Source organism: Desertimonas flava (assembly GCF_003426815.1).
Classification (GTDB): Bacteria; Actinomycetota; Acidimicrobiia; order Acidimicrobiales; family Ilumatobacteraceae; genus Desertimonas; species Desertimonas flava.
Map to the genome: position 1 here is coordinate 18,071 of NZ_QKYK01000001.1, position 11,983 is coordinate 30,053.

Annotated in this window: 9 protein-coding genes and 1 riboswitch; of the genes, 4 read left to right on the plus strand and 5 right to left on the minus strand. The window is 71.3% G+C overall.

Annotation, left to right across the window (positions count from 1 at the left end; all coding sequences use genetic code 11):
- Positions 1-150: 150 nt before the first annotated feature.
- Positions 151-780, plus strand: a complete 630-nt coding sequence (locus tag DN771_RS00070) for a TetR/AcrR family transcriptional regulator (RefSeq protein ID WP_116995302.1) — start codon at positions 151-153, stop codon at positions 778-780.
- Between the two features lie 90 nt (positions 781-870).
- Here the strand turns inward: DN771_RS00070 and DN771_RS00075 are convergent, their stop codons facing one another.
- The 3 genes from DN771_RS00075 to DN771_RS00085 form a co-directional block, all read right to left on the minus strand.
- Positions 871-1,812 (minus strand): hypothetical protein, encoded by a 942-nt coding sequence (locus DN771_RS00075; RefSeq protein ID WP_116995303.1) that lies wholly within the window; start codon positions 1,810-1,812, stop codon positions 871-873.
- Positions 1,813-1,919: 107 nt separating this feature from the next.
- Complete coding sequence (locus tag DN771_RS00080) at positions 1,920-2,834, minus strand: ABC transporter substrate-binding protein (RefSeq protein ID WP_116995304.1); 915 nt, start codon at positions 2,832-2,834, stop codon at positions 1,920-1,922.
- A 15-nt stretch (positions 2,835-2,849) separates the two neighbouring features.
- Positions 2,850-3,036: riboswitch (cobalamin riboswitch) on the minus strand.
- Between the two features lie 82 nt (positions 3,037-3,118).
- A complete protein-coding gene (locus DN771_RS00085; RefSeq protein WP_116995305.1) occupies positions 3,119-3,955 on the minus strand; it encodes a PhzF family phenazine biosynthesis protein in 837 nt (278 codons plus the stop codon).
- A gap of 53 nt (positions 3,956-4,008) precedes the next feature.
- Here DN771_RS00085 and DN771_RS00090 point away from each other — a divergent pair, with 53 nt between their 5' ends.
- Positions 4,009-5,310 carry an alkyl sulfatase dimerization domain-containing protein gene (locus DN771_RS00090; RefSeq protein WP_116995306.1) on the plus strand — a complete coding sequence of 434 codons (1,302 nt, stop codon included), beginning with the start codon at positions 4,009-4,011 and terminating at the stop codon, positions 5,308-5,310.
- An 81-nt stretch (positions 5,311-5,391) separates the two neighbouring features.
- Here the strand turns inward: DN771_RS00090 and DN771_RS00095 are convergent, their stop codons facing one another.
- Complete coding sequence (locus DN771_RS00095) at positions 5,392-6,126, minus strand: SWIM zinc finger family protein (protein ID WP_116995307.1); 735 nt, start codon at positions 6,124-6,126, stop codon at positions 5,392-5,394.
- Entirely contained in the window at positions 6,123-9,398 is a 3,276-nt protein-coding gene (locus DN771_RS00100) for a DEAD/DEAH box helicase (RefSeq protein ID WP_116995308.1), read from the minus strand. The genes DN771_RS00095 and DN771_RS00100 overlap by 4 nt, the downstream gene beginning before the upstream one ends.
- Before the next feature lie 102 nt (positions 9,399-9,500).
- Between DN771_RS00100 and DN771_RS00105 the strand changes: the two genes are divergently transcribed.
- Together DN771_RS00105 and DN771_RS00110 are read left to right on the plus strand one after the other, a co-directional pair.
- Complete coding sequence (locus DN771_RS00105) at positions 9,501-10,178, plus strand: YdeI/OmpD-associated family protein (RefSeq protein ID WP_116995730.1); 678 nt, start codon at positions 9,501-9,503, stop codon at positions 10,176-10,178.
- A gap of 146 nt (positions 10,179-10,324) precedes the next feature.
- Positions 10,325-11,947, plus strand: coding sequence for an extracellular solute-binding protein (locus DN771_RS00110; protein ID WP_116995309.1), 1,623 nt, complete (start codon positions 10,325-10,327; stop codon positions 11,945-11,947).
- Positions 11,948-11,983: the final 36 nt, after the last annotated feature.

Genomic DNA, 11,983 nt, shown 5'->3' on the forward strand with positions numbered 1-11,983 from the left:
CCATGCATCATCGATCGAGCCTATGTTCCCCAGCGCCGCCGGAATGCACGAGCCCGATTTCGGGACTTCGCGGCGGAATGACCGCCGGTCCTAGACTCCACCGCCGAGTCCATCTACCCGGGCAGGGCGCGCTCGGAGGAGGAAACCCCCATGGCCACGCAGTTGACCCGTCGTCGACGACGGGTGAAGCACCAGTGGAGCAGTACCGAGGAGACCCGACGATCGATTCTGGACGCGGCGAGATCGGTGTTCGGCCGCTACGGATTCGCCGATGCCAACGTCGCCGAGATCGTCGAGATGGCCGGCAGCAGCGTCGGCAGTCTCTATCATCACTTCGGCGGAAAGAGTGAGCTGTTCGTCGCGCTGTGGGAGCAGCACCGCGACGCTCAGCAGCAACAGGCGGCGGATGCGGTGGCGGCGGCCGCCGAGGCTGGCGAGACCGATCCTTGGGAGCTGTTCCTCGTCAGCACACGATCGTTTCTCGATTTCAGCTGGGAGCACCGTGATCTCGTCCGGCTCTTCTTCGACGGGGACACGCCGACCGGGTTCGGCAAGGAGCTCTCGGACTGGCGGCGGGCGACCATCTCCAGCGCCCTCAAGCCGTTCAAGACCGACGACGACGCCATCGACCGGGTGATGGTGCTGACGTTCACGAGCGTGCTGGGCGAGGCCGGCCGGGAGATCGCCCGGTCACGCATCACCGCCGACGCCACCGCCCTCGCCGACAACGTCATGCGGGTGTTGACGCCGTTGCGAGACTCGCTGACGGCCGCCGTCTGAGTCGCGGCGACTCCTGATCCGCGCACAACAGCGCCGGCCGTGGCGGCCGGCGCTGTTCGCTGTCGACGGGTCGGTTGCCGAGGGCGGCGGTCAGGCGGTCGCCGACACCTCGGACTCCGTCATGGTCAGGTTCATCGTCATCTCGGTCGTCGGGCCGGTCAGGGTGACGTCGAGGTCGAGCTCGAGCTCGACGCTGCGCACGAGCGGCTCGTCGACGCTGCCGACCAGCGTGCCGGTACCGGCGATGGTGCCGCTGGCCTCGTCGAAGCCGCGCGGCAGGTCGTCGCCGTACAGCGACGCCGCGTCGCCGGCAGCGGACACCTCGACGGTGTACTGGCCGTCGGCGAAGGACACGAGCGTGTACGTCGCCTCGATGGCCGCCCCGCCGTTGGTGCCCGGCAGTGTGGCCGTCCACTGCGCACCGACGCCGACCGGCTCGGCCGGGAGCCCGGCCTTGTCGATGCCGTCGGCGATGACCTCGTCGATCGCGGCCAGTTGCTCGTCGGTGACCTCGACGCCGTCCGCGGGCACGACGTCCTGGAGACGGTTGTCGGGTCCGAACAAGTAGTCGAGGTCGACGCCGACGAGCTCGGCCAGCTCCTCGTCGCTGGCGAAGCTCTCGCCCGCGCCGTCCTCGCTGCTGTTGTCGGTGACGTCGTAGGACTCGACGCGCCGGCGGATCGTCACACCGGACTCGTCCGAGGCGGTGACGTGGGCCGACTCGACGACCGTCGTGACGACGTCGAGGTCGACGTTCTGTTCCTGCTCGCCCGTGACGGCGAGGGTGCCGGTGACCGAGCTGACGGACGTGTTGGTCGCCGCCGTCCCGGCGGCCGGCCGGGCGCCGAGGTCGACCGGCTGGGACAGGTCGCCGGCATCGAGGACGACGACGTCGCCGTCGCTGCTGGGCGGCACCGAGGTGGCGCCGGCCGACGGCGCGGCCACGCCGAGGGTCACGGCGCCGATGGCGGCCGTGGCGATCCCGGCGCGGACGGCCTTGCGGCGAGCGACGGTGGTGGATGTTGCGAACATGGGTGTCTCTCCTGAGAGCAGTGCGTGGGTCGAGCCTAGGGGCCGCCTCCTGGCGGTCGGCTGGCAATCAGACGACTGTGGGCACCGTTCGGTTCACAACGTTTCGATCAGGCGGCGGCGAGCTCCTCGTCGACCGCGACGACGACGGCGTCGACGATGGTGGCGAAGAGCTCGACGACGCGGGGGCCCGGTCGGCTGGCGATGTCGTCGTCGAGCAGCACAACGTTGCCGTTGCGCACCGCAGCCATCGCCTCGAAGCCGGATCGGGCACCGAAGGTCTCGGCGTTCTCGCCGCAACACTTGGTGTTGGCGAGGAAGACGAGATCGGGGTCGGCGTCGATCAGGAACTCGGCGGACAGCTGGGGGTAGTCGCTGCTGAGCGAGCTGTCGGCGGCGTCGGCGACGTTCTCCAACCCGGCGAGGGCGTAGAGCTGACCGATGAACGTGTTCGACGAGACGGTGTAGAGCATCACGTCGAGCTCGTGGTAGAAGGTCAACGGCTCGTCGGTCTCGGGCACGCGCGTGAGGATCTCGTCGATCTCGGTCCGCATGTCCGCGACGAGAACGTCCGATTCGTCGCGGTGACCGGTGGCGTCGCCCAGCTGTTCGATCTCGGCGTAGAGGCCGTCGAGATCGGCGGGCGCCGGCGCCTCGTGGACCTCGATGCCGAGCTCGGTGAGCGTGGTGATGAGCTCGGGATTGGTGGCATCCACGACGACGAGATCGGGCTCGTAGTCGGCGATCGCCTCGATGTTCGGCTCGAACGCCGACAGCTCGGTGATCGGGGCCGTCGCGGGGAAGTTCGAGTAGTTGTCGACGGCGACCACCTGATCGCCGGCACCGATGGCGAACAACACCTCCGTAGCCGCCGGCGAGAGCGAGACGATGCGTTCGGGCGGCGTGGCGGCCGCCGTGTCGTCGGGTGTGCCGCTGTCGGAGGGTGGCGAGCTGGCCGCGGCGTGGGGCGCGGCGAAGCCGAGCGTGGCGACGACAAGCGTCGCGATCTTGATGGAACGGTTCATGGGACGTCTCCTCGCGTCTGGTGCGTATGAACCGCCGGTGTCCTGGCTCCCGGATCACCGATCGCCCCCTGCCTTCCAGCCGCGCAATCGGCCGTGGCGTTGCCGCCGCCCGGGGGCGACGGTGGGAGTTCTCTTCCCGGTCACAGTTGCGGGACAGCCCCGGATTCTCACCGGTGTTCCCGAACGGTCGACGGCGAGTCTACGACGTCACCGCGGCGAGCACCGCAACGGGCGATGAGCGATGAGGCCGCCAGGTGGCCCGATCGCTCATCGCGCGGCGCAGGTCAGGCCTCGATGGTGCCGGAGACGCGGGTCACCGTGGCGCCGCCCACCCAGACGGCGCCGTTCTCGTCCAGCTCGACGTGCACACGTCCGGCGCGGCCGAGGGCCCGACCCTGGGCGGCGACGTACGGGGCGGTCACCCGCCCGGAGGACGTGAGCCACTGGCCGAGCGACGCGTTGAGGCTCCCCGTTACGGGATCTTCGAACAGCCGTCCGTCGGCCGGGAAGAACGCTCGCACCTCGATGGCCTCGGGCGAACCCTCCGGGTAAGCCGCCACGAGGCCGATCTTGAGATCGGTCGCGCCGGCACGAGCGGCGAGCACGGTGGCGGGGGAGTCGACGAGGAGGGCGAGCCATCCCGGCCCGTTGTCCACCCACTCGGCGGCGAGCACGCATGCCGGGTCGAGCTCGACCGCGGCGACCGCTTCGGCGACGGTGGCGTCGTCGACGGGCCCGCTGCGGACGAGCGGCGGGGCGGCGAACGCCAGCCGTCCGTCCGATCCGCCGGAGCGGACGGTGACCAGACCCGCCGGGCACTGCTGCACGACGGTGCCGTCCGGGCGGGCCGTGCCGCCGGCTTCCAGCCAGGCGTGGCACGTGCCGAGCGTCGGGTGACCGGCGAACGGGAGCTCGCCGGCCGGGGTGAAGATGCGCACCTGGTAGTCGGCGTCGGCGTCGCTCGGAGTCAGGACGAACGTCGTCTCCGACAGGTTGGTCCACCGGGCGATCAGCTGCATCGTGTCGTCGGCGAGCCCGTCTGCGTCGAGCACGACGGCCACGGGGTTGCCCCCGAACGACTCCGACGAGAACACGTCGACCTGGGCGAAGGGGTGGGTCATCGCTGCAGCTTGCCGCATCGAGAGTCGGCGGGTCGCGGCCGTATTCTGCCGTGATGGCCGACCTTCTCGAACTGAGCAGCCGCATCGTCGACTCCGGCGTCGCCGAGAACCCGCACAACCGTGTGACCCAGGAGCTGTCCGAGGTGACCGACGACATCGCCGTGATCGAGTCGTTCTCCCACGTGGTCCTGGTGCGCACGGGCGACGGCCTCGTCGCCTTCGACTCCAGCGGCGTGATGACGGCCGGCGCGGTCGTCGAGAGCATGAGGCGCTGGACGGGCGAGCCGGTGAGCCACGTCGTCTACACCCACGGTCACGCCGACCACGTGGGTGGCAGTCCGGCGTTCGTGGCCGACGCCGAGGCGAGAGGGCACCGGCGGCCGGTCTTCGTCGGCCACGAGAACGTGGTGTCCCGCATCGATCGCTACGAGCTGACCAATGGTTGGAACGTCGCCATCAACCAGCGCCAGTTCGGCTGGTTGCGCCCCGACAGCGGCATGACGCTCGGCGGTGACCAGCGCTTCCTGCCCGCCGACGTCGCCCGACCCGACGTGACGTACCGGGATCGGCACGACCTCACGGTGGGTGGCGTGGAGATGCAGCTGATGCACGCCCGTGGGGAGACCGACGACCACACGTGGACGTGGCTCCCGGCGCAGCGCGCGGCGTGCGTCGGGGACCTGTTCATCTGGAACTTCCCGAACGCCGGCAACCCGCAGAAGGTGCAGCGCTACCCCGACGAGTGGGCGGCGGCGCTGCGGGCGATCGCGGCCCACGACCCCGAGTTGCTCCTGCCGGCGCACGGCCTGCCGATCGCCGGGCGCGACCGAATCGCCGGCGTCCTCGACCAGGTTGCCACGGCCCTGGAGACGCTCGTCGCCGACGTCCTCGAGGCGATGAACAGCGGCGCCTCGCTCGACACCATCCTCCACAGCGTCAAGGTCGACCCGGCGGTCCTGCGCCTTCCGTACCTACGGCCGCTGTACGACGAGCCGGAGTTCGTGGTGCGCAACGTGTGGCGCAAGTACGGCGGCTGGTGGGACGGCAACCCGGCGTCGCTGAAGCCGGCGCCCGAGTCTGCGGTCGCCGCCGAGGTGGCGGCGCTCGCCGGCGGAGCCGACCGGCTCGTCGCGCGCGCCGGTGAGCTGGCGGCAGGCGGCGACGACGCCTCGATGCGCCTCGCGTGTCATCTGATCGAGCTGGCGGCGAAGGCGGCCCCCGACGATCCCGGCGTGCACGAGGCCCGCGCCGCCGTGTACGAGCAGCGCCGCCGCCGGGAGATGTCGCTGATGACGAAGGGCATCTTCTCGTCGGCCGTCCTCGAGAGCCAGTCGAAGCTCGACGACGGTCGCTAGCCCGATCTGGGCGCGGATCGTGACGCTGAGCGTCACGGATCGCGCCTAGATCGTGAAATGGCACGATCCGCGCCCAGAAGGTCAGCGGGGGCGGGTGGTGATGGCCGCGAGGGCGCTGGTGAGGAGCTCGTGGAGGAGGCGCTGGGCGGGGTCGTTGAGCACCGCCACCGGCGGCGCGGGGAGCGTGAAGGGGGCGAGTGCGGGCAGGTCGGGGAGCGGTCCTGAGGCGTCGAGCAGACCGGCGAGGATGTCGACGCGGGCCGCCGGAGCCCGGGCCGGTTGGCGGGGCGGGGGCAGGGTGACGGTCGTGGGGTCGTCGGCGTCGATGACACGGCCGCGCGGTGCCATGCGCTGCACGCCCGGCCGCGGCCGGTCGCGGTCGGGATCCTCGCTGCGCCAGCGCACGAGGAGTTCCGGTTCGATGCTGGTCTCGTCGGCGAACACCAGCAACAGGGCGATGGCGTGCTTGCACAGCGTGCCCGCGGCGTCGGGGCACGAGCACGACACGGCAAGCTCGTCACGCCCCGGGATGAGCAGGGTCATCGAACCGATCGACTCGGGGTTGGCCCGGGCCCGCTCGTCGTCGGGCACCGGGTCGACGGCGAGGAGCACCTCGTAGGGATCGCGCCGGCTGCCCATCACCAGGCCCGAGACCACCTCGGGCCGGATGTCGATCTCGATCACGGCATCGTCGCGGGCGTAGGCCTTGGCCCGGGCGTAACGGCCCGGGTCGGACAGCTCGGCGGCGAGGGCGCGCAGCATCGTGGCGACGAGCCGGCCAGGTTGCTGCCCGAAGCTCCGGCGTGGCCGGCTCACGACGCGTCCTCCTCGGCCGACAGGTCGGGCACCGCCCGCAGCGTGGTGCCCGACGTGGTGGTCCTCGATGCAGTGGGCTCGGCCGGATCGACGGCCGGGCCGGCATCGCCCACCGTCGACGCCGTGCTGGTGTCGAGGCTCACGAGATCGCGGAGCTGGCTGGTGGACAGCTCCGACAGCCAGGCCTCCCCCTGGCCGACGACGAGGTCGGCGAGCGCCTGCTTGTCGTCGATCACCTTGGCGATGCGCTCCTCGACGGTGCCTTCGCACACCAGCTTGTGCACGAGCACGGTCTGGCCCTGGCCGATGCGCCAGGCCCGGTCGGTGGCCTGATTCTCGACGGCCGGGTTCCACCAGCGGTCGTAGTGGATGACCTGGCTGGCGGCCGTCAGGTTGAGCCCCGTGCCACCGGCCTTGAGCGACACGATCAGCAGCGGCGGTCCGAGGCCGGCCTGGAAGTCGGCGACCACGCGATCGCGCCGGCTCTTCGACATCGAGCCTTGCAGGAACGGCACCGACCAGCCGAGGCGCTCGGCCACGTGGCGCTGCAGGAGCGAGCCCATCTCGACGAACTGCGTGAACACGAGGGCGCGCTCTCCGACGTCGACGAGCTCGTCGACAAGCTCGTCGAACCGGGCGAGCTTGCCCGATCGGCCGTGCAGCCGCGACCCGTCGCCGAGCGCGTGGGCGGGGTGGTTGCAGATCTGCTTGAGCTTGGTGAGCGCGGCCAGCACGATCGATCGGCGCTTCATCGCCTCCCGCGAGTTGGCGCGGGAGCCGGCGGTGGCCTCCATCTCGCCGGCCTCCTCGAGCAGCTGATCGACGACCTTCTGGTAGAGCACCGACTGCTCGCGGGTGAGGCCGGCATAGGCGATCTGCTCGATCTTGTCGGGGAGGTCGGGGACGAGCTGACGGTCGGCCTTCGACCGGCGCAGGACGAACGGCTGGGTGATCGCCTTGAGCGCGGCCGCCGCCTCGGCGGCGACCAGCGCGTCGCTCCCGTCGTCGCCGGTGCTGTTGGGATCGTTGCCCGCGCCGCGCTCGATCGGCTTCGAGTAGCGGTGCCGGAAGTGGTCCCTGGTCCCGAGCATCCCGGGATTGACCCAGTCGAGGATGGCCCACAGCTCGGAGAGGCGGTTCTCGACGGGTGTGCCGGTGAGGGCCAGCCGCTGCCCGGCCCGCAGCTTGCGCACGGCCCGGGCCGCACGCGTGGCCGGGTTCTTCACGAACTGCGCCTCGTCGAGCACGACCGTCGACCAGTCGACCGCCTCGAGTACGGCGAGGTCGCGGTTGACCAGCCCGTACGTGGTGACCACGAGGTCGTACCCGGCGAGCGTGACCGCGGTGTCGGCCTCGTCGGCGTCGCGGCCGCCGGTGTGGCGGCCCGACCCGTGATGGACGCGGACCCGCAGCGACGGCGCGAAGCGGCCGGCCTCCGTCTCCCAGTTGTGGACGACCGACAGCGGGCAGACCACGAGATGAGGGCCCGGGCGATCGACGAGGTGGGCGAGCGTGGTGGCCGTCTTGCCGAGCCCCATGTCGTCGGCGAGGCAGCCGCCCAACCCGAGCCGGTCGAGGAACCGCAGCCAGCTGAGGCCGCGCCGTTGGTACGGGCGGAGCGTCCCGGTGAACGACGGCGGCTCGAGCTCCTCCGACAGCTGCGCGTCGGGGAGCCCGCCGAGGAGCAGCCCGGACCACGCCGCCGACACCTGCGAACCGTCGGGGATCTCGTCGGTGTCGGCGTCGATCTCGTCGCCGGCGGCCGCGGCGTCGGCGGCGAGACGGAGCATCGCCAGGGGGTCGACGCCGGCCCGTTCCAGCTCCTCGACACGCCGCAGGTACTCGTCGTGCCGCGCCCGGGCCTTGCGCAGGGCGGCCGGGTCGATGCGCACCCAGCGGTGGCCGATGTGCAGCAGCGACGATCCGGTCTCCTCGGCGCGGGCGAGCTCGGCATCGCTGATCGCCACGGGACCGGCCGAATCGGCCGCCGTGAACGTCCACTCGACGATCGTGTCCCGGTTCAGTCCGGCCCGCCGGTCGCTGGGTTGCGCCCGTGTGGCCCGTCCGCGGACTGCGATCTGCGAGCGGACGAGATGCTCGGGACCGATCAGGGTGATGCCGCGCCGCTCCAGGGCGGCGGGGGCCTGGTCGAGCAGCTCGTCGATGGCGTGGGTCTGCTCCTCGGCCGTGTCGACCTCGAACTCGACCGACGTGGGCTGGCGGGCGTCGGCGAAGGCGCCGAGCACGTCGACCGCCGCGGCGACCGTGATTGCCGTCTCGGCGACGAGGGCTTCGAGCAACGGGAGGTGCTCGGGTCCGCCCGCCACCTCGACGGCGAGCGGCGTGCGCGCCCACACGTCGGCGGCCGAGCACCAGCGCCCGGGATCGCCCTCGTCGACCAACTCGAGGTCGACACGCCACGGCTCGAAGCGATCGTCGGGGACGACGAGGCGAAGGCGACGCTCGAGGACCGGCTCGCCGCGGGCGCGATTGCCGAGGCGCCGAAACGCCTCGTCGACCGTGACGAGGGCATCGGTGTGGGTGGCCCGGGTGGTCTGGACGCGCCGGTCCTGGCCCGTGAGCGAGCGGAACACCAGGCGGGCGACCGCGGTGGCCGGCGAACGGTCACGCGGGACGTCGGGCTCCCATCCTTCGCGCTGGAGCGCGGCTCGCGCCGCGTTGTCGACGAATCGTTCGAAGATGATCTGCACCGTGTCCCGGCGCAGGTTGGCATCCTCGCGGTGGACGTCGGGGAGGCAGATCGGTGGCATCACGCGGCTCAGTTCGTCGAGCGCCGCGACGACCGGTTGGGTGAGGATCGCCGCCCACCCCACGTCGGCGGCGACGTGCGAGAACATCGTGTCGGCCGAGGTGAGCGGCTCGTGCTCGTTGCGTTCGATCCGCGGGATCACGCCCCCCGCCGCGACGACGTCGGTGGCCAGCACCGCCAGGGCGCCGAACCAGCGCGCCGAGTCGCTCGGTGCGGCCGCCGCCCCGCGCAGCCAGCTCAGCCCGCTGATCGCATCGAGCCGCACCGACATCGGCCGCAGGCGTTCGCCGCTGGGCGCGACGACGTCGAGCGACGAGTGGAACCCGTGGGCCGACGGCGACCCGGGCCAACCGGACTCGCGGAAGCCGCTGTAGAGCCACATCGGCGGCATCGTCTGCACCCCGTCCCAGCCCCACACGTGCACCGCGTCGCGCTGCCACGACACCACCACCGATGCCTGGACCGTCGCGCGAGGCGACGCGAGTGCCGACCCGCGGACCATCACGTTGACCCTAACGATCGACTGTCACACTCGGGCCGTGGCCGGGAGTCCCCGCTGGTCGAAGTGTCGCTGACCGCCGTCCGGTCGTGGCATGGTGGACCGATGGCACCGCGATCCACCGGACGAACCTTCGGGCGACAGGGCGGAACCGAGGACCGCCCGGCGATCTTCTTCAGTGGGCCCGAGGAGTTCCGCGCCTGGCTGGAGGCCAACCACGAGACGGCGTCCGAACTGTGGATGGGACTGAACAGGCGTCACGTCGCCGACCGCGGGTTGAGGTGGGAGGAGGCTGTCCCCGAGGCCCTCGCCTTCGGATGGATCGACTCGAAGGCCGAGCGCATCGACGAGGACCGCCGCCGCCAGCGCTGGACGCCCCGCCGACGCGGCAGCAACTGGTCGAAGATCAACATCGAGACGGTCGAACGCCTCATTGCCGAGGGCCGGATGACCCCGGCCGGACTCGCTGCCTACGAGGCCCGACGTGCGGACCGGAGCGGTGCGTACTCCTACGAGAGCAGCACGGAGCTGAGTCCCGAGCACGCCGCGCTCCTCGCCGCCGATGCGGCGGCTGCGGCGTTCTGGGCCCAGGCGACACCGTCCTACCGGCGGATCTGTGTCTCCTGGGTGTGCTCGGCGAAGCAGGACGCCACCCGCGAACGTCGCATCGTCCAGCTCGTCGACGACTGTGCGAGCGGCCGGCTCATCAAGATCCAGGCCTACGGCGACCCGCCCAAGTGGCTCGAACGTGCTGCCGCGGCGGCTCGGTCCGCGCGGCCATGACGACGGACCATCGCAACAGTGGCCGGGACGTGACGCCGGGCCGACGATCTGGGGTCGGTCCTTGACCCGGCCGCGCCCGGCTTAGTATCCCGGCGGGGTGATAACAGGGCGCCAACGTCGGCGTCCGCGACACATGGGAGGCTCTGATGAGGAGACGAACGGTGTTCTCGGCCCTGGCCGGTGGGGTTCTGCTCGCCGGGACAGCGGCTTCGACCGGGGTGGCGACATCGCCGCCGGGCGCCGAGACCGTGCAGCTGTCGCTGCTCGACAACTCGATCAACCAGCCCGAGGGCAAGAACCAGGCCTCGGCGGCATGGCTGGAAGAGACGGTCATCCCGGCGTTCGAGGAGGCGATGGCCGCCGCGGGAACGCCGGTCGAGGTGTCGTTCGAAGGACGCGGCGTCGACGACGAGGACTACAAGAGCCAGCTGGCCCTCGACCTCGGAGCCGGGGAAGGTCCCGACGTCTTCTCCATCGACGGTATCTGGGTCGGCGAGTTCGCCACCGCCGAGTACATCGCCCCGCTCGCCGACGTCGTCGGGCCTGCTGCCGACGAATGGGACGGCTGGGCGCAGATCAACGAAGCCGTGCAGGGCAACGCCAGCTTCGAAGGTCAGCGCTACGGCATCCCGCAAGGCACCGACGGCCGCGTCATCTACTTCCACAAGGACCTCTTCGAGCAGGCCGGACTCCCGGCCGACTGGGCGCCGACGACCATCGACGAGGTGCTCGACGCTGCGCGCACCATCAAGGAGGCGCTGCCCGACGTGACGCCGATCCAGCTCAACGGCGGTGTGGCGATGGGCGAGGCCACCACGATGCAGGGTGCCCTCCCGCTCCTCGCCGCCGCCGGCGGCCAGGTGTACGACGAGGAGAGCGGTCTGTGGACCGGGGCGTCGCCGGCGATGCTCGAGATGCTCGGCACGTACGCCACGGTGTACGGCGACGAGGGGCTCGGCAACGTCGACTGGCAGCTGCTCACCGACGGACGTGACCAGACGTTCGAGGCCTTCGCCAACGGCGAGATCGCCATGCTCATCGAGAGCGACTACCTGTGGCGTAGCGTCGTCAACCCGGAGACCGGCAACTTCCCGATGGAGGGTCGCGACGAGATCGTCGGCTACACCCGCATCCCCGCCTACGAGCCCGGCGGGGCACTCGGCGGACTCGACTTCGCGTCCATGTCCGGCGGCGGCGCCTGGGTGCTCAACCCCAACACCGAGCACCCCGATCTCGCCTGGGAGCTGATGACGTTCATCCTCTCGCCCGACGTGCTCGCCGAGCGCTACAGCGAGACCGCCCAGATCACGGCGCGCGACGACACCAACGCGGCGATCCTGTCGAACGACCCGATGCTCAGCTTCGTCGCCTCCGAGGTGCTGCCCGTCACCCACTACCGACCCGGACTCGCCGAGTACCCGGCCGTGTCGGTGGCGTTGCAGGAGGCCGTCGAGGCCGTCGTCACCGGTACGTCCCCCGAGGACGCCGCCGCCGACTTCGAGGCCGCCCTCGCCGACATCGTCGGTGAGGACAACATCACCCAGGAGGATCCCGCAGCCGTCGCTCCCTCCGACTCAGGCGCCACAGACGGCAGTGCCCCGGCGGCGAGCGAGGCGCCCGGGACCGACGCGCCCGACGACAGCGCGGCGCCCGAACCGAGCGTCGCTCCCGACACCGGCGCGCCGGTCGACACCGGAGCGTCCGCCGACACCGGCGCGCCGGCGACGAGCGCCGCTCCGGGCGACACTGCGGCGGGCACCGAGCCCTGACCGTCGAGGCCGTCGCCCCCACACCTGCCACCACAG

Excerpts from the sequence above, each read along its gene's own strand:
- DN771_RS00070 (WP_116995302.1), top strand. The coding sequence starts at position 151 with ATGGCCACGCAGTTGACCCGTCGTCGACGACGGGTGAAGCACCAGTGG.
- DN771_RS00100 (WP_116995308.1), bottom strand. The coding sequence starts at position 9,398 with ATGGTCCGCGGGTCGGCACTCGCGTCGCCTCGCGCGACGGTCCAGGCA.
- DN771_RS00105 (WP_116995730.1), top strand. The coding sequence starts at position 9,501 with ATGGCACCGCGATCCACCGGACGAACCTTCGGGCGACAGGGCGGAACC.
- DN771_RS00085 (WP_116995305.1), bottom strand. The coding sequence starts at position 3,955 with ATGACCCACCCCTTCGCCCAGGTCGACGTGTTCTCGTCGGAGTCGTTC.
- DN771_RS00110 (WP_116995309.1), top strand. The coding sequence starts at position 10,325 with ATGAGGAGACGAACGGTGTTCTCGGCCCTGGCCGGTGGGGTTCTGCTC.
- DN771_RS00090 (WP_116995306.1), top strand. The coding sequence starts at position 4,009 with ATGGCCGACCTTCTCGAACTGAGCAGCCGCATCGTCGACTCCGGCGTC.
- DN771_RS00075 (WP_116995303.1), bottom strand. The coding sequence starts at position 1,812 with ATGTTCGCAACATCCACCACCGTCGCTCGCCGCAAGGCCGTCCGCGCC.
- DN771_RS00080 (WP_116995304.1), bottom strand. The coding sequence starts at position 2,834 with ATGAACCGTTCCATCAAGATCGCGACGCTTGTCGTCGCCACGCTCGGC.